We start from the raw sequence: 17,634 nt of genomic DNA on the forward strand, positions 1-17,634 counted from the left end.
GTTTTCATTTAGAAAAAACATATACAAAAGGACAAGTTAACCGTGATAAAGGTTATAATTTTACTAATGTAAGTGGTTTAATTATTAATAAACAAGTATGAGCATATCCAATTAATATGGATACTATTCAACAAGTTTTAGATAATGATACTGCTAACCCTAAATGAATTGGTAAAGTACAATATGCAACACAACAATTTTATATCCAAAAAATGTAAAATTATTTTAGAAAAAGAACCAACAATTGAAGAAAGAACAGCAGCTTACAATAATTTAAATAAAACATTTAGAGTACCAGTTGATTATGTAATTAATGAACCAACAACAAATAAAATTGATATTAGTAAAATTAATAAATTAGATAAACCAACTATTCATGTCACAGACCCAACAAAAGCAACAATCGAACAATTAAAACCACAATTTAAAGCTGTCGTTTTAAAAGCAGTAAAAGCGGTAGATAGTTCTTTAACTGAAAATGATTATGATTACTTTATTGAAAGTAAGGGTGAAGATTGACCAATTGATATTACAAATGATAAAGCAATTTCAGTTCAGATTGAGGGTAAAAACAACGCTACTGGTCAAACAAATCCAATTGATGTCGTAATTAAAAATACTTAATAAACAATGAACTTATTAATATTACGAATTTTAACTTTATTAGCAGAGAATTTAGGTAATAAATCAATAATAAATAAATTTGTTAATTTAATTAATAAGGTTAACAAATTTGCTTCATATTATTCTAATCCGCTACAAAAAATTACAAATAAGATTGAAGATATTTATCAGTGGTTAAATCCATTTACTTATTTAGATTTAATTAAAAAGGGTCATAAAAGAGAAATTCAACAAATATTAAGTCAATTAGAAAAAGATAATAATATTAAAAATAGAGAACAATTTAAAAAAGAAAATTATCTAAATACTAATTGACAACCTTTAAATAGTAGTTGACTTGATAGTGGTATGTTTAATATTACAAATAAATTAACTTTAACAGGTAATTTAACTATTTTAATATATACAAAAACAGCAAAACACCCGAAGTTTTATGGTCCCTATGTTTATCCTAGTGTTCCAGTTGAAATTTGAAAATTATTAAGTAATGCCGTTTCTAATGCGGGTACTTTATTTTGACGTTATTGATTAAGAAAATGATTACCTAGTCATTTAAGAAATTATATTAAAAAAAGACTGCCAAGAGGATTAAAAGAAAAATATCCCAAAGGAACTACTAAATTAACATTACCAACAGTTCAAAAATTACAACAAATTAAAAAGTTTATTAATAATTTAAAGATTGGCCATTTTAATTTTAATTTTGCTGGTGAAATTAATAATAAAAAATGGTATCGAGAACGAAAAAGTGATGTTAAAAATATTAAGAATTTATATAAATCACCAGTTAAAAATATGTTTTACAAAACTAATCAAACTATCAAAACAATTAAGAAAACAAAAACAAGAGTTAATAGTTATAAGCCAAGTAATTTAAAAAATAAATATCGTAATCAATTAAGAGGTGTTTTATATGGAAAATAATTTAAGTAATTTGTTATTTATAACAGTTGAAGATGTGAAAGAAAGTAAACTTTGACAACCTATTAATGATAGAAAGCAATCTGCTTGTAATGATAACTTAATTTATAATGCTATTTTAAAAACTAGTTTATGAATGGATAGATTATCAGGTGGGACAATTTCAGATAAAATTAATAAAAAAGATTTGTTTCCTTGAGTAAAAAAAGATAATACTGGTTTAATTGAATATGATAAATGATTAAGTTATATTCAATCGGCTTGTTTATTAGCAGTTATAAATTGATATTTACCAAAAGGAGTTAATGATTTAACTGGTAGTGCTTCATTTTCACAAGGTGGTGTAGCATATTCACAAACTAATGACCCAGAAGCAAATGAAAATATTACTCGTGATGTTAAAAATGCTTTAAAATTAGCAGGTGAAATAATTGATATTATATCTAGTAAAACGGTATCTAGACCGTATAATTATCATTTAGGAAACTATTCTCATCCATGAGAAGAAGAATATAAATATATTACTAAAAAAACATTTTATCCAACATTATTATTTTGATTAAAAGAGCGATTGCAAACAGATGGTTCAATAAATATTACTTATCCAATTATTAATGATTTTTCTAAAATTGATTATAATGAATATATTAAATTAATAGTTCCATTTGATAATAACACGATTTATTATGAAGATAATGTCTGAAAAGCAAAACAAAGTGGTGATATTCCATCATATGGTATTAAAGATAGTGATTTAAATAAAGATTATATTGATAAGCAAGATGATAAATATATTGTAAAAACATCACAAGATATTATTCTTAAACAAGATAAATTAGTAAGTGGGGAAAATATTAAAACTATTAATGGTAATTCATTATTAGGTAATGGTGATATTTCTATTAGTGTTGGTAATGATTGAGAATTTGTAGATACTAGTGATTTTAAACCAGCAACTGAATATCAAATTAAAGATTTTGATAGTTCTAAATTTAAATATAAAATATGATGTCAATTTTCAATTTTACCATATATGTTTGTAGAAACTTTTAAAGATTTTGATATTGGTTGTGGAATTGTTGTATCATATAGTAAAGGTGTTTCAGGTTGGTATATTGACACAAATGGTCTTATTAGTTCTTATGATAATGTAAATATAGGTAATTTAAAAATTGAAAGAAAATTGGTGAGTTAATTATGAAGCAAGATAAAACAACTTGATTAAAGGGGGCGTTACCTTGAAATTGATTTAAAAAAGACCCTATTCCAACTTATAATTGAACTCATAAAGATATTAGAGAATGAGAAAGAAAATATAAAATTCGTAGTTGAGTAGTTAGTTTTTATACATTGATATTTTTAGCATTAAATTGTTGGTTAGAATATGGAATGATTAATGCAATTAAAGATGATATTAATTGATATAATTATGGTCAATATTGAGGTAATGGCATTGCTATTTTATTAACACCTTTATTTACGTATGGAATTCAGGGCATATTTGTTGCTAGTAGTAAACCAAAAGTAGATATGAAAATTGATATACCAAGATTAAAAATATCTAAAATGGGATTAGTATTTACAATATTACCTTTAATTACTTTAATAATTTCTTTAATTATCATTTGAATTGATAAATCAAAATGAAAAAAAGACCATTTAAGACATTGTTTAGATTGTCGGATTAATCCGCGTGTTATTCAACCAAGATTAGCAAAACAATGAAATAATTTAGATGGCATAACAGAAGAAATATTTAAAAATATACAAAATGAAAATATTAAAAAACAAAAACAAGAAGAAAATAACAAAGAATTAAATTTAAAATAGACTATATATAGGGGCGGTTGATATTTTTGGGTGGTTATATAGTTTAATTTATAAATTATTTTGTTCTGAAAGGATAGATGGCCACTGTTTTAGTAAGAATAAGAAAGGAATTAAATAAAATGAATGAAACATTAATGATTGCTTTACTTGTGTTAGCGGGTGCGGGTGGAATGGGTAGTCTTGGTATTCTAGGATTATCTGCTAAAAAAATTAAAAAATATAAAGCAGAAATCAGAGAATTAAGAACTGCTGTTATTGCCCACGAAAAACATTTACGAGGACCTGATTATGCAACAGAATTAGCATTAAAAACAGGTCAAATTAAAAATGTTAAAAAACAAGTTAAAGTTAATGATAAAAAACAAGCACAAAAAGATGCCATTAGACAATTAACAAATAATATTTAAAAAAATAACCTTAATTGGTTATTTTTTATTTTTCTTTATTGTGTGTTATATAAAAGTTTATAAGATATTCAATTCGTTGCGAATAAGTATTAAAATTTAATTCATTTCAAACTTGTTCTTCATTTTCATTTAAGTAAACATTTATATTCCGAATTTTACAAGAATAATATTTTCCTGTTTTTTGATTATATGAATGTTTCATAAATTAACTTTCATAATTAGCAATAATAATTGCATCTCGTAAATGATTACTTATTTTTTCATTATTATATTTTCAACTTTTACCATATTGATAAGTTAAATTAACATCTTTTTCATATTTTCATATATAACCATCATTATATTTACTTAAATTTTCCATATTTTTAACAACTGATTTTGTATGTTTTGGTGAAATAGTAGCAATATATCCTTGCGTTTCTAATGAACCTAATAATTTCAATAAATCATCTCTATCTTTTGAGCCATTGGCATTTGTATATAAACAATTTTCTATAAAAATTAAATATTCTAGTTTATGATTATTTGATAATATTTTCCCAAATAGTTTTTCATTTTTCAAATAATTTATAATAAATTCATAATGTTCTTTTCAGCCTTTATTTGTAAATTCTTGTTTATCTATTAATTTATTATTTTTATAAACAACAATAGCCGTAGTACCAGTTCCTGATGGGTCAATACCTATTTTTATCAATTGGCTCATTCTTCATCATTGTTATTATTAACTACTGGTACTACATTTGATATATCTTCTTCTTTAACTACATTATAGTTTATGTCCACTATTTCATCATTAGGTGGGGTATTATAATTTAAATTTATATTATTTGATAAAGTTTCATCGTTAATATGCCCATTATTTTGGATGAAAGTAGCATCATTATCAATATAAATCTTTTCATCATTAGTTGTAATAACTGCTTGATCTGATTTATATGCTTGTTGTAATTCAACTGACATAATACCTCATTTTCTTAATAATGATGTTAATACTGTTTTAAGGGCCATTTCATCAAAACTAGCAATATAAAATGATTTATTTTTAGCATAAGTTTTAGAATATTTCATAAAATGATTTTCCATTTGCTCTTTTGTCATATATAAAGTTTTTTCAAAACCATTAACCATTTTAAAATATGCTACATAACCTATAATTGATAATTTTTCTCGTTCATCTTCATTTTGATTTCAATTAAAAGCAGTACCTTTTAAACGATCATAATTTATTAATTCATTTGCTCTAACATCTGATACTGACATATCTAAATATTGGCCACTTCTTTGGGCTAATTGAATATAACCTTTATAACCCATTTGAAATTGGGCTTGATTAATTCATTCTTGGATTTCACGACCATTAATAATTCTTGTTATTTTTGTATTATATGGTACTACATAAGCATAACCGAATTGTTTTTCCATTGGTAAATTTAATAAAACACCTTGATAACAAGCAGTCATAATTGTTTTTGGATCTGCTTTTTGTAATAATTCATTACTATTTGATATTGCAATTATATTACTTTTAAATCTTGCAATTTCATTTTCATTAGAAAATTTACTTTTTATTCAATCAGTTACCTTATCTGTTCTTAAAAATTCTACAATATTTGTCATGTTATTTTTCTCCTTTATTTATTTTAAAATTAATACCTTTAACCCCAATTAAATTAATATCTTTATTACTATCTCATTGATCTTTAATTTCATTTTTAACAATTTGTTCATCAACAGTTAAATAATTTTTAATAAGATTAATAAGTTCTAATTTATCAGCATTTTGTAAAAAATCATCATTAATACCAATAACCTCAATATCTTTAATTAATAATTTTTCTTTCCGAAAATTACTAGTAATAATTTTTAATTCTTGTTCTTGTTTTGCTATACTTTTAATTTCTAAAAATTGCTCTTTTTTATGAGTTTCAATAATTTTATTTTGTTTTTGAAATTGAATATTAATGACACTATTTTTTAAAGAATCATGATTATTCTTAATATTATTTTCTAAATTTAAAATATCTTTTCTAATAAAATTTAATTCATCTTTAAAAGATTTTATTATTTCTAATGGTTCTCTAAAAATATAATCAATTTTTGAAACTACTAATTTTAAATCTTTTAGTGATTGTGATTTATATTCTCCATTTATTAATCAAGCTTGTTGTCGATATATAAATTCTGCTAATTCTTGTCCATTTTCATCAATTCACTTTTTAATTGTTAATGCTTTTAAGCTTAATTCTTTAAAATTATTTCCTTTTAAATAAAACGGATAAGTAATATTTTTAACTTCATTATTTAATTTTAAATCTTCCATAATTAAATTTCCTCTAATTCCATTTCATTAATTAAATTATCAATATATTCATAAGCACTTTCTTCTGAATAACATTCATCTAATGCTAAATTAAATAAATCTTCTTCTGTATAAACATAACCATTTTCATCTTTTCACATAATTATTTATCTCCTTGTCATTTAATATTGCTATCTTCTAAATCAATAATAGTTGTTAATCAATGATTTTCATTTTCAACATTAGCAGTAATCCTCGCTTCTTCTAATGTATAAAAAAAATCTGTTTTAAAAATAGTTGTTTTATCAAACAAATTATTATATTTCATTATTAATACGTATCTTTTATTCATAATTTAATTCCTCCTAATTTTGTTTCCCCAATGCTCAATGTTCATCAGTCATATCTTAAAATGATACTGAATAACTTTTAAACATTAATTCTTGTAATTTGTTTTCTTGATTGCATTTTGAGCAATATCCTCAATATTTTTGTTTAAGACAAATTTTATTTAACTTTTTCATATTTACCTCCTAAATTATTTTTCCTATTTTTTAACTCGCTGGCACTCACTACCAAGTGAAAGTGCCAAAGCGAGAATTAGTTATATAAGTATTGTATTTATCTATTTTATTTACTACGCCATCCGCTTCGCTGTGGGTGAGCGGTGGCGGTATGTTGTTAGTTAAATAATCGACAGTTGTTTTTTGTTTTTGTAGCCAGAGAGTTTTCTCTCTCTTCACCCGCACCATTTCAGGTCAAAGCGTTCAGTTTTTAAAATAAATCTACTTGCACCTTGAAGAGCCTAATGCTGACTTTGTGGTTTTTAAACCGCTGTCACTTCTAAGAAGTAATATCTATCGCAAATTTATTTATAAAGTGACCATCTCTTTTGTTTATTGTGGTTCGATGTTGACCGCGCACTTATCACCACTATCGCTTGTTAAAGCGTCTATTATTTCCGGACTGATTACCGCTGTGCTAGACCGCCTCCTGTGGAATAAAAACACTTAGTTATTTAAAATAACCGTTCCACTCTGCATTAAGTTGTTTTATAAAATCAAAGTTTTAAAAAACCAGTTTTATAATCAAAGATAATTTTTGAATTTTCTAAACGTTTATAAAACCACTCTTGGTTTTTATCTTTTGTATGATTTAATAAATTTTTATGTTTTTCACAAGTTCATAAAACTTTATTTGATAAAAATTCTTTGGTAATGAATGATATTGATTTATAGCAATCAATAACATCACATATTTTTTGTTGTTTATTAATTTCCATTACTTACTCCTTCTTTTATTAAGTTTTTTTATTTATTAACAAACTAATTAACTGAAACAAAGAAAAGACAACACCTTAAATTAGGAGAAAAAACAGGTACACTTTGTAAAAATTTCTAAGATATTTATAAATGTGTAAACAACTTAAAGAGGGTATCAGAAAGTTGTGTAAAAAGTTTCTATTTTAAGAATTTAAGATGCTGTCCTTTCTCTGAATCAATTAATAATTTTGGTTTTACAAATAAAAAAACCATTTTAGTAAATGGTTTAATTTATTATTCTTATTCAATTTCCGAGTTTTTTTCCAAAACCCCAATATTTTTTATACGACCTATATTTAGCATAAGTATCTCAATTTTTATATAAATCCATAAACTCATCACTAGGCTTATCAAATGAAATCCCAGTTGAATAACTATCCTTTAAAAAGTCTAAATATCATTTATCATTATAAGTTAATGTTTGTAATGTTTTTAAAGTTGGGTTAATAAAATAATTTGTTTCTGACCAGTTTTCAAAAAAACTACTGCGTAAAAACATTGTATTAATAAAATCAGTTTCATTCATTCCCGTTGTTTGTTGATTAACAGTATAATTCTGCTGATTTAAGGGTTTAAATGCTGTTAAAGTAATAAATGGAATAATTAAACCTAAAATACCTAAAATAGATATCGCAAATAAAGATAATGACTTACGCATTATTCTTTACCACCTTATTTTTTTTATTTTCTTTTATTAATTTAATAATTTGATTAAATAAATAACCATAAAAATAATGAATTACTAAAATATATCATAATATATCAAATCATAAACCATAAATTATATAACCATTTATACCAGCATATTTCTCTTTTAATTCATCAATAGTTGAAACTGTATCTAATACACATATAAGGGTTAACAAAAAACTTATAACAAGATACAAAATTAAATCAACCCAAGAAATAAATAAACCATTTTCTTTTTGTTTCTTTTCATTTTTATTATCCATAAATTCAACTCCTAACTATATAATGTTTTTGAAACAATAAAACCTAAAATATATAAACTTGATATTGTAAGCATTAACGGATGACTAAACAAAATTGCCATTTTACCAAATAAAGAAAGTAAAAAAGTATCTGAGTTATATAAATCCATAATGATATTTTTTGCTGATGTTAATTGATTTATAATCACCGTAATAAAACCAGTACCAAAAATAGCGATTGCCGCAACCAATAAAACTAATCTAATCATTATTTATTCACTCTCCGATATCCTTGTTCTCTTGTTTTTGCTTGTTTTGCTAAACTTGATAATTGTTGTTTATTACGATTAATTTTAAACTGTTTATGCTCTTTAAAATGTTTTTGCATACCTTGTTTAGTATCGGATACTCCACGAGAAGTCGTAGAATAAATATTTGATACCCCCGTTTGTACTGTTGAACCTAATTCGTTATATTGGGTTCTTGTTCCGTGAATAGCATAAATCGATAACTTAACAACCATAAAAAAGATAATAAAATAAGCAATTGTTGTATTTGTCATTGGCAATTTAGTATTTCAAATTACATCAAAAATAAACAAAAATACATCAAAAATAAAACTAAAAATTTTATCTCAATTACTACTTTCTGATAATAAATTAATCATCTTTACCACTTCCTTTTTCTTTTTTAGGTTTTAAATTCTTTTTCAAAATATCAATATCAAACAATGTTAAACGCTCTTTAACACTTAATTTAGTAATTTCTGACCAATAATATTCTTTTTTATTAACTATTTCATCATTTTTTAAATCACGAACAAACTTTAATCATTGACTATCATATTTCTGTGCAAATTCTAACGGAATAATTATCTTAAAAAACCTGATTCCTAAACCAACATCAGATTTATGTTTTGCTCGTTTACCTTCTGCTGTTCGTTCTACTGATTTTGTCTTTCAAATTTCATAATCCGTAATATCTTGAAAAATACCAATTCGCATAATAAAGAAACGATTAAAAAAATTAAACCCTTTTTTAACAATAGGTTTTTTCAATGAAATTGGAATAATAATACCACTTGCTAATTGCCGAATATTGTTCCAAATCATACCCTCACGCTGAGCAGTAAACAAAGCACGATTACCAAAATGTCTTGCTAAAACAATTCACGGAATCTTACCACTATGAACTTTTTTCTCATCGTGGGGACTAGTTCCATCAATATATAAATAACTTTCATCAAATAAAATAACACTATCATCAGGAGGAACCGGTTTTGTTCTATCTGTAAAATCTAAATTTTTAAATGTTAAAACCTTAACTTTATCATCTTCTAACGGATAATTACTATAAATCTTATCTGTTAATAATTTCATAGTTTGTGATAAATAAGTTAAAAGTAAAGTTTTACCCGTTCCTAACTTACCAATAATTACCGATAACGGATTATCTCAAACAAAATTAACTAACCGAAAAGCATTCAACTGATAAAATATGTTTTTTCATACTCATCAAACAAAATAAACACATTGTAAAGCAAATAATAATCAAAATATTAAACCAGTATAATTTAATGAAATTATCCAAAGTAATAAATCAATTAAACTAAACAAAATCATTGAACAACTAATATAACAATAATTTTTTAAGAAAAATATGAACTTTTTCATTTTACCTCCAATAGTTATTTATAATTAAACTAGTATTATTATGGTTTTCTCTCCCCACAAATCAAAAAAGAAAGTGATAAAAATTAAGAAAATTTTAAAAATAATTTCAATATTATTGCCTATTATTGGAATTATAAACTTTTTAATCAATCCTATCGAGAAATTAATTACTACAATTAATTTTGTAAAATGAATATTTAAAAATATTAGTCAAATAAATGCAAAAGAAATATTTTTTACAACATTATTTATATTAATAATTATTGCATTCATAATAAAAATATATATTATATTCAAAAAAAGATTTTAAAATTTTGTGGGGAGAGAAAACCATAATAATAACAAAATTTAATTATTTAAAACAACTAACTATTTTAAAAACCATTCACAATAAAAACCACGTTAAAAATAAAATTACAATTCAAATACCAATCATAAGAGTTAAATATTCATTTTGTGTTAAATTTCAAGTTGTAATACTTTCAACGTTAAATTTGTCAATAAACAAAAATATATGAATAAAAAACTCTTTTAATTTTTCTCAATCATTTTGCATTTTTAAAAACTCCACATTTTTTGAATAAGTTTAAAAAATATTCCAAAAAATAAAACAATAAATAATACAAAAGATATAACATATAAAAATTCAGGGGCATTTGAACCAATAATATAACTAACAAATTGAACTCAATAGTCATATAAACTCATTTAATTTAAACTTTCTAGGTCTTTAATTAATTGTTGTTCTTTTTCATCACTTCAATTTGTTAAATTATTGTTAGTCGTTTTTACTTTTTTAGGTTCATTTTGAAATAAAGCTTTTTTCATTTGTGTAAAATAATTTTGTTTATATTGATTGTATAAATTTATTAATTCTGTTCCAGTTAAATACTTTCATACATGACGTTTTAAATTTTCATCATATTTTACAATAGGATAAGAATTATCATAAATCAAACCGATTGCTACTTGTTCTGAGTGTTTTTCACTCGGATAAATAAACTTATTACTCAATCAAAAACCAATATGGCGATTATGATTAGGTAAATTTATAAAACTTGCTTTTTCTGTTTCAAAAACTATCAATTCTTTACGAATAAAATAATTTTCTACATTTTGATTTTTCTTAACAAAATTACTCAATTTTATCAACTCCTTAATAAACATTGTTTCTAATTAACAATGTTATAAATATTGTTAAATATTGCTTATCTATTGTTAAATAAACACTGTTAATAAACATTGTTAAATATAAAAATGATAAAAATTGGCACACTGAAAAATACTATTAAGTTTAAAATAATAGTTATATAAAATAATAAATTAATAAAATATAAATAAACTAGTGTGCCTTAACTAATACAAATAATTAGTTATAATAAATATTAAAATCCTTTAACCATAACACGGAAAAAGTTTAAAATCTTAATGATAACAAAAATACCAAATGGAATTAAAATAATTCACGCATCACCTAAAAAGGTCATTAATTGTGGTAATACAGCATAAATTGCTTCTTTAACTTTCATCATTGCTTGTCCTAATCCACTTCAAATAGAACCCATTCCATCTGAAATAGTAGGCGTATCTGCTGCTAAAAAATTAACCGCTGTTGTTAAATACATACCTAACATTATTTTTTATCCTCCTTACTTTCAATTTCTTTTTTATCTTTTTTCTTTCCTCGAATTTGACGAATTTTTTGATAAATCGATAAACCAATTCAAGCAAAAATACCTAATATAATAACAACACTAAATATTGTCGTTAATCAACCTGTCATAATATATCTCCTTTCAATAAATTAAAAAATTGAAATTTGCAAACTCGCTCCGCTCGTTGTCGCTTTGCTCCATTAAAAAACATTATTGAATAAATTATCCGCTAATAAATTACGCGGAATAATTTATTCTTTTACTTTTTAATTTCAATATCTTTTGCAATCTTATTGACAGTATTAATAACATTATCTTTACCGTACTTTTTCACTAACGACCGCAAAATCAAATATTGCTTTGTTTGCATAATTTCAACTCCTTAAAACTAACTTAAAAAAGTTAACTAAATTGATAGTTAACTTTTTATGGTTTGGCATTTACAATTTACAATTAAAAATTATTTTAACTACTTTGAAAGATGATTTTTATTTAACTTGATGAAATCAAAGTCAAAATGGTAATAATCCTAACCCATATAATCAATTTTATTGAAAACCGGATAAGGGTAGTAGTGTTAGTGAAGCGATAGGCTTTAAAATTTTATTTAATAGACTTCTTGCGATACCCCTTTTTATTAAAATATTATTATAAAATATAATTTATGAGGACATAAAAATATGAAAAATAATAAATTTAATACTCTTAATGATAGAGAATGGTTAAGATTAACAGAAATAAAAAAATCCACTTTTAATAAAATGTTAGATATTTTAAAAGTTGCTGAAATAGAAAAACTTAAAAAAGGTGGTAAAACTAATAAATTATCATTAGAAAATAGATTATTGATGACTTTATTATATTGACGAGAATATCAGACTTATTTTCATCTTGGTAAAAGTTTTGATATTAGTGAGGCTAATTGTTATCGTAATATTAAGTGAATTGAAGATATTTTAATTAAAAACTCTGATTTTCAACAACTTGCTGGTAAAAAAGCACTAATAAATGATTATTTTAATGATAAAACTATTATTATTGATGCTACCGAAACTCCAATCCAACGCCCAAAAAAAGACAAAAACAATCTTATTCTGGTAAAAAGAAAAAACACACGATCAAAACACAAGTAATTATCGAACAAGAAACCAAAAAAATTATTGCAACAAGTTTTTCGCTCGGAAAAAAACATGATTATGCTTTATTTAAAGAATCAAAAATCCCAATTTTAAAAATACCAAATTAATAGTTGATAGTGGTTATCAAGGAATACAAAAAAATCACAATAATGTTCTAATACCTACAAATAAAACAAAGAAAAACCCTTTAAACAAAGAACAAAAGCAATATAATAGACTAGTTTCAAAAATGAGAATTATTATTGAAAATATTTTTGCTATTCTTAAAAAATTTAAAATTATTACAGAAAAATATCGTAATCGAAGAAAAAGATTTGGTTTAAGATTTAATTTAATTGCCTCAATTTATAATTTACAATTATTATATTTAACATAAAATATTTATTTAAAATTAAATAATTTAAATAATAAATTAATTTTTCGTTGTGGAAAAATATTAAATTTTTAAATAAAAAACATAATTAATTAAAATTATATTTTTCTATTAGTATCTTTTTTACAAATATTTGCAATTTTTTAACAAGTAATGCAAGAAATCTAATATAATAATTTTGGTCGTTCTCCACAAAATATTATTATGTCTTATGAATTACAATATAATGTAAAATTTGGTGTGTGTTTTAAAACAATGTATAAATATATTAGATTAGGTTATTTTAATTTATCAAAAGATAATTTGTATTTTAAAAATAAAAAACGAAAAACAAAAAATGGTGAAAAAAATGATAATCGTGGTGTATTGCTTAATATTAGAGATTATAAGCAATTTTTAAATGATTATGGTGATGATTTTAGTTTTAGTGGAATTTGAGAAATGGATACTCTTGATTGTGGTAATTTTCATTTATTAGTTTTAGTAAATAGGAAATCTAAAATAGTTTTTTATGATATTTTATTTACTAAAAAAGCAAGTATTGTGTTAATGGTTTTAATGAAAATGATTAAACAAATTGGTATTAGTAAATTTAGTTGTATTTTAACAGATAGAGGAAAAGAATTTTATAAATGAAAAACAATAGAAAAACATTTTAAAATAAGAGTTTATTTTTGTGACCCTGGTAAACCAAAACAAAAAGCATTAGTTGAACGGATAAATAGGGATTTAAGGCGTTGATTTGACCAAAATGAACCGTTAATTAATATTCGTAGTAAATTAAAATCTGTTTTAGATATATTAAATACTACAATTAGACCGTGTTTGGGATATTTTACATCAAAGCAATATTTTAAAAAAGTTTTTGTAAATTAAACTAATATTTTAATGTATAAGATTAATAAAGTTTATTTTTTGTTGTGCTTATTTTTATAATTTTGAAAATAAATATTAAAAATAATATTTTGTTTTAATATTTTTTGTAATTATTGATTTTTATTTTTAATTTGTTATAATTTTATTAACTTTTTATGGTTTGGCATTTACAATTTACACATAATAGAAAACCACAGTAATTAAATTAATTAATAGTTTTTGAAAAAAATACTAGTACGACTAAAAGGTTTTGTTGTTATTAAGAGGAATGATGATTCTAAAATGGGACAATTAAAAATGATAATATTAAGATTTCCTAGAAATAAAAATGGAAAGACAAAAAAATTGACTGCAAAGAATAAATAGGAAATAAAAAATAAATCAATATATTTGTTATCTTTGTTAAAAGAAATTGCCCCAACTAGAAAGACACTTATTGATAAAATCATTAGGATTATTAATGTTACTCAAAAACTAATTGCTCTTTTAAGCAGAAAGAAGTCCATTTTTAAGATTCGCATTATTCTTCACTCATTTCCTTTATTTTTTGATATATATTTGATTTATCAAAGGCATAGTATTTTTCATATTCTGCTTGAATATCTCAGACTATTTCATTATTTTTTTCTTTTTCTACAACAATTTGACCATGATCCAAAATAATAAAGTGATCAATATAATCAGCAAATTCATTAAGAATGTGGGTAACAATAATAATTGTTTTACCATTTTTATGTAAACTAACTAATAAATCAATTACAATCTTTCGGGTCATAGCATCTAAACCGGTGGTTGGTTCATCTAAAATATAAATGTTATGTTTTAATAAAAAACATTGTGCTAAAAGAACCTTCTTGGCCATTCCTGTTGATAAAATATTTAAGGATTGGAATGCTTCTAACTTAAAAAAATCAATAATATCTTTAATTTTTTCTTTTTTAATTTTTTCTTGCTCTAATATACATCACATTTGCAGATAATCAAATATATAAATTTTAGATAGGAAAACAACTTTTTCTGGGATATAACCAATTTTTTGCTTTGATAAAGGGTTGGTGTTGTTTAATCTGTTGATATAAATGTTTTCTTTTTGATGGGGAAATACCCCAAGAATTGTCTTAATTAATGTTGTTTTTCCAGCCCCATTATGTCCTAAGATTCCAAAAAAACTTCCTTTGGGAATAGTAAGATTCATGTTAGTAAAAATTGTTTTTTTTAAAAATGATTGAGATAAATTTGTGATATTAACTGCTGGTTCTGTAAAAGTTATTGTTTTTTCCATAAAAACCTCTTTTCTATTAATCATCAATTGTTTCAAATCAATCATCTGTTACTGTTTTATAAATTGTGTATGGTGGTGTTTTTGGATAACAATCCATTCCTATCTTACGTTCAGCAACAATTCGATAATTTCAACGATCTGCCTCTAACTCTGTTTCATAGACATACTTTAACTTCCTTTCAGAAACATATTATTGAATTATTGGAATTTTTATTTTAAAGTAATTAGCATTTCAAGTTTTTAAATAGACAACATAGCTTTTATACTTAAATTATATCAATAAAGTTTTATTTTTAAGATTGTAATACTTTACAAAAGCATAAATAATTTTTGAATGAGAATTATAGGGACATTTTTAAATAATTTATTATAAAAATAGTATAATATTTATATTGCTAGTAATCATTTTTAGGTTTTAAAAAGATTTCTAATTTTATTTTTTGTAAAAATCAACCAATTAGAGGGAGTAAATAAATGAGTGTTAAAAGTAATTTAGACAAATTAAAGAACCAAATTGGGATTAAACGTTGTGTTATTCTTGAAGGAAATGTTAATGATATTTATCAAATAAATAACGGTTATGTTGGTTTAAAAGATAAGTTACGTGGTTTACTAAAAGAAAAAGGTTTTAATGACATTTTTACTTGAGATCGGATTGATGGTTTAACTGGTGGAAATATTAAGAACTTAACTTTAACAGCTGAACCACAACAAAAAAGTAAAGAAGGTGAAGCTTATGATTTTGGTCAAGAAGTGATTAATAATGCTAATAACCAAGATAATGGTCCAACTGGACAGTTTCCAACTTTAGCAGAGTTTTTTGCTATTGTTCGTCGTAATATGCTAACACCAAGTCCCAAAAAAATTGCTTTTGTTGCTGATTTTTCAGATTATTTATTTTCAAATGAGCAATCATTAAGCGAAGAAGAACGTGTTAATTTAATTTCCTTAAGTAAGGCTTTTCGTGATAAAAAATTTGACCAATCAGAAATAGTTGATTTTGATACTGCGATTATCTTTATTACCAATAGTGTTGGAAAGTTACCAACATCATTTTATTTAAATAATCCGGATGTTACAACAATTACTTTAACGAAACCAAATCGGGAAGAACGTGAAAAATTTATTTTAACTAACAAGAGTTTTTTTAAGATTACTGAAGATTTAAGTACTGATGTTTTAAAATTACAAGATATTTATGATACGATGGAGGGATGAACTTTGAAAGAAGTTTATCAATTAATTAAATTCTCAAACAATATTGCTGAACGATTACCGTTTGAAAAGTTATTAAATTCTTATCAATATGGTGACAAAGTTTCACCTTGAGAAGAAATGAATTATGATAAATTAGCAACAATCGAAACAGAGTTAAAAAAACGAGTTATTGGGCAAGACCATGCGATTGTTAAAGTAAAAAATGTTGTTTATAAAGCCTTTACGGGGTTGTCTGGCGTGCAATATTCTTCAAAACGAACAAAACCCAAGGGAACGTTATTTTTTGTTGGTCCAACGGGGGTTGGAAAAACTGAATTAGCAAAAGCTTTAGCAAAGTTTTTATTTGGGGATGAAAAAAACTGTATTCGTTTTGATATGTCAGAATATAACCAGGAAGCTAGTGATCAAAAATTAATCGGAGCACCGCCAGGTTATGTTGGTTATGAAGAAGGCGGTCAATTAACTAATGCAATTAAAGAAAAACCTTTTAGTGTTTTATTATTTGATGAGATTGAAAAAGCACACCCACGAATTTTAGATAAGTTTTTACAAATTTTAGAAGATGGGCGTTTAACAGATAATAAGGGACAAACTGTTAGTTTTTCTGATTCCTTCATTATTTTTACTTCAAATATTGGTGCTGCTGAAGTTGATGATAGTTTATCATTCTTAGAAATTGAAAAACAATTTATTCAAAAAGTTTCTGATCATTTTCGCACCGAATTAAGACGTCCAGAATTATTGGGGCGAATTGGAAATAATATTATTCCGTTTAACTTTATTAAGGATATTAGTTTTAAGGCAAAATTAATTACTCAAAAATTACGTCCAATTCAAGTAGCGATATGAGAAAAATACAAGGTAAAATTAGAATTTATTCAGTTAGAACAAATTTTGCCAATCATTATTCAAGATGCCGATGATAAAAAGGGGGGGCGTGATTTGTTAAATAGTATTGAAAAACATGTCGTTGATGGGTTAAGCTCCTTTATTTTTGCCAATCAAACTAGTTTTAAAGCGGGTCAAACAATCTTGGCACAAGCTAATGGTCAACAAATTGAATATAATTTAAAATAAACT

At 24.0% G+C, this 17,634-nt stretch carries 26 protein-coding genes and 2 pseudogenes; 12 read left to right on the top strand and 16 right to left on the bottom strand.

What is annotated here, in order from left to right:
* From MSROBK_RS00795 to MSROBK_RS00820, 6 genes are all read left to right on the top strand, one after another.
* Positions 1-218: hypothetical protein (locus MSROBK_RS00795; RefSeq protein WP_159373200.1), on the top strand; the 218-nt coding region annotated here is incomplete at its 5' end.
* Entirely contained in the window at positions 184-624 is a 441-nt protein-coding gene (locus MSROBK_RS00800) for a hypothetical protein (RefSeq protein WP_159373202.1), read from the top strand. The genes MSROBK_RS00795 and MSROBK_RS00800, both read left to right, overlap by 35 nt.
* 6 nt (positions 625-630) lie before the next feature.
* Positions 631-1,548, top strand: a complete 918-nt coding sequence (locus tag MSROBK_RS00805; RefSeq protein WP_040093811.1) for a hypothetical protein — start codon at positions 631-633, stop codon at positions 1,546-1,548.
* Complete coding sequence (locus MSROBK_RS00810) at positions 1,538-2,740, top strand: hypothetical protein (RefSeq protein ID WP_040092479.1); 1,203 nt, start codon at positions 1,538-1,540, stop codon at positions 2,738-2,740. Before MSROBK_RS00805 ends, MSROBK_RS00810 begins: the two co-directional genes overlap by 11 nt.
* A gap of 2 nt (positions 2,741-2,742) precedes the next feature.
* A complete protein-coding gene (locus MSROBK_RS00815) occupies positions 2,743-3,375 on the top strand; it encodes a hypothetical protein (protein WP_040093812.1) in 633 nt (210 codons plus the stop codon).
* A gap of 77 nt (positions 3,376-3,452) precedes the next feature.
* Complete coding sequence (locus tag MSROBK_RS00820; RefSeq protein ID WP_133165040.1) at positions 3,453-3,782, top strand: hypothetical protein; 330 nt, start codon at positions 3,453-3,455, stop codon at positions 3,780-3,782.
* Between the two features lie 205 nt (positions 3,783-3,987).
* Here MSROBK_RS00820 and MSROBK_RS00825 read toward each other — a convergent pair whose 3' ends face one another.
* The 15 genes and pseudogenes from MSROBK_RS00825 to MSROBK_RS00895 form a co-directional block, all read right to left on the bottom strand.
* Positions 3,988-4,488: a hypothetical protein gene (locus MSROBK_RS00825; protein WP_133165035.1), complete on the bottom strand. Its 501-nt coding sequence runs from the start codon at positions 4,486-4,488 to the stop codon at positions 3,988-3,990.
* A complete protein-coding gene (locus MSROBK_RS00830; protein WP_105628863.1) occupies positions 4,473-5,402 on the bottom strand; it encodes a recombinase RecT in 930 nt (309 codons plus the stop codon). Before MSROBK_RS00830 ends, MSROBK_RS00825 begins: the two co-directional genes overlap by 16 nt.
* 1 nt (position 5,403) lies before the next feature.
* Entirely contained in the window at positions 5,404-6,105 is a 702-nt protein-coding gene (locus MSROBK_RS00835) for a hypothetical protein (RefSeq protein WP_040092600.1), read from the bottom strand.
* A gap of 2 nt (positions 6,106-6,107) precedes the next feature.
* A complete protein-coding gene (locus tag MSROBK_RS00840; protein ID WP_157944213.1) occupies positions 6,108-6,245 on the bottom strand; it encodes a hypothetical protein in 138 nt (45 codons plus the stop codon).
* A gap of 2 nt (positions 6,246-6,247) precedes the next feature.
* The gene (locus MSROBK_RS00845; protein ID WP_133165036.1) at positions 6,248-6,436 is read right to left on the bottom strand and encodes a hypothetical protein; all 189 of its coding nucleotides are present in this window, start codon (positions 6,434-6,436) and stop codon (positions 6,248-6,250) included.
* 690 nt (positions 6,437-7,126) lie between these two features.
* The gene (locus MSROBK_RS00850; protein WP_040092486.1) at positions 7,127-7,366 is read right to left on the bottom strand and encodes a hypothetical protein; all 240 of its coding nucleotides are present in this window, start codon (positions 7,364-7,366) and stop codon (positions 7,127-7,129) included.
* 296 nt (positions 7,367-7,662) lie between these two features.
* A pseudogene (locus MSROBK_RS00855) lies at positions 7,663-8,064 on the bottom strand (spiroplasma phage ORF1-like family protein); the annotation flags it as partial.
* Entirely contained in the window at positions 8,057-8,359 is a 303-nt protein-coding gene (locus tag MSROBK_RS00860) for a hypothetical protein (RefSeq protein WP_040092603.1), read from the bottom strand. The gene MSROBK_RS00860 and the pseudogene MSROBK_RS00855, both read right to left, overlap by 8 nt.
* A gap of 11 nt (positions 8,360-8,370) precedes the next feature.
* On the bottom strand, positions 8,371-8,607 hold the full coding sequence (locus tag MSROBK_RS00865; RefSeq protein WP_040092604.1) for a hypothetical protein: 237 nt from the start codon (positions 8,605-8,607) through the stop codon (positions 8,371-8,373).
* Positions 8,607-9,005, bottom strand: coding sequence for a hypothetical protein (locus MSROBK_RS00870; protein ID WP_040092606.1), 399 nt, complete (start codon positions 9,003-9,005; stop codon positions 8,607-8,609). The genes MSROBK_RS00865 and MSROBK_RS00870 overlap by 1 nt, the downstream gene beginning before the upstream one ends.
* Positions 8,998-10,011: a hypothetical protein gene (locus MSROBK_RS00875; protein ID WP_040092608.1), complete on the bottom strand. Its 1,014-nt coding sequence runs from the start codon at positions 10,009-10,011 to the stop codon at positions 8,998-9,000. The genes MSROBK_RS00870 and MSROBK_RS00875 overlap by 8 nt, the downstream gene beginning before the upstream one ends.
* 352 nt (positions 10,012-10,363) lie before the next feature.
* Positions 10,364-10,567, bottom strand: coding sequence for a DUF2649 family protein (locus MSROBK_RS00880; protein WP_040092609.1), 204 nt, complete (start codon positions 10,565-10,567; stop codon positions 10,364-10,366).
* A gap of 152 nt (positions 10,568-10,719) precedes the next feature.
* The gene (locus tag MSROBK_RS00885) at positions 10,720-11,154 is read right to left on the bottom strand and encodes a DUF3627 domain-containing protein (RefSeq protein ID WP_040092610.1); all 435 of its coding nucleotides are present in this window, start codon (positions 11,152-11,154) and stop codon (positions 10,720-10,722) included.
* Between the two features lie 242 nt (positions 11,155-11,396).
* The gene (locus MSROBK_RS00890) at positions 11,397-11,645 is read right to left on the bottom strand and encodes a hypothetical protein (RefSeq protein ID WP_040092611.1); all 249 of its coding nucleotides are present in this window, start codon (positions 11,643-11,645) and stop codon (positions 11,397-11,399) included.
* Positions 11,645-11,794 (bottom strand): hypothetical protein, encoded by a 150-nt coding sequence (locus MSROBK_RS00895; RefSeq protein WP_084217925.1) that lies wholly within the window; start codon positions 11,792-11,794, stop codon positions 11,645-11,647. The genes MSROBK_RS00890 and MSROBK_RS00895 overlap by 1 nt, the downstream gene beginning before the upstream one ends.
* 283 nt (positions 11,795-12,077) lie before the next feature.
* On the opposite strand from MSROBK_RS00895, the gene MSROBK_RS00900 reads away from it, so the two are divergent.
* The 5 genes and pseudogenes from MSROBK_RS00900 to MSROBK_RS00910 all read left to right on the top strand — a co-directional run.
* Positions 12,078-12,320: a hypothetical protein gene (locus MSROBK_RS00900; protein WP_040092612.1), complete on the top strand. Its 243-nt coding sequence runs from the start codon at positions 12,078-12,080 to the stop codon at positions 12,318-12,320.
* A gap of 26 nt (positions 12,321-12,346) precedes the next feature.
* A complete protein-coding gene (locus tag MSROBK_RS12550) occupies positions 12,347-12,799 on the top strand; it encodes an IS5 family transposase (RefSeq protein WP_052443414.1) in 453 nt (150 codons plus the stop codon).
* Entirely contained in the window at positions 12,784-12,912 is a 129-nt protein-coding gene (locus MSROBK_RS12555; RefSeq protein ID WP_416375025.1) for a hypothetical protein, read from the top strand. The genes MSROBK_RS12550 and MSROBK_RS12555 overlap by 16 nt, the downstream gene beginning before the upstream one ends.
* A 23-nt stretch (positions 12,913-12,935) precedes the next feature.
* Positions 12,936-13,181: a transposase family protein gene (locus tag MSROBK_RS12560; RefSeq protein WP_416375026.1), complete on the top strand. Its 246-nt coding sequence runs from the start codon at positions 12,936-12,938 to the stop codon at positions 13,179-13,181.
* A 165-nt stretch (positions 13,182-13,346) separates the two neighbouring features.
* A pseudogene (locus MSROBK_RS00910) lies at positions 13,347-14,054 on the top strand (IS30 family transposase); the annotation flags it as partial.
* A 520-nt stretch (positions 14,055-14,574) separates the two neighbouring features.
* Here the strand turns inward: MSROBK_RS00910 and MSROBK_RS00915 are convergent.
* Positions 14,575-15,336, bottom strand: coding sequence for an ABC transporter ATP-binding protein (locus MSROBK_RS00915; RefSeq protein ID WP_040092614.1), 762 nt, complete (start codon positions 15,334-15,336; stop codon positions 14,575-14,577).
* 474 nt (positions 15,337-15,810) lie between these two features.
* On the opposite strand from MSROBK_RS00915, the gene MSROBK_RS00920 reads away from it, so the two are divergent.
* Entirely contained in the window at positions 15,811-17,631 is a 1,821-nt protein-coding gene (locus MSROBK_RS00920) for an AAA family ATPase (protein WP_040092616.1), read from the top strand.
* Positions 17,632-17,634: the final 3 nt, after the last annotated feature.

This window comes from Spiroplasma poulsonii (assembly GCF_009866525.1).
Lineage (GTDB): Bacteria > Bacillota_I > Bacilli_A > Mycoplasmatales > Mycoplasmataceae > Spiroplasma > Spiroplasma poulsonii.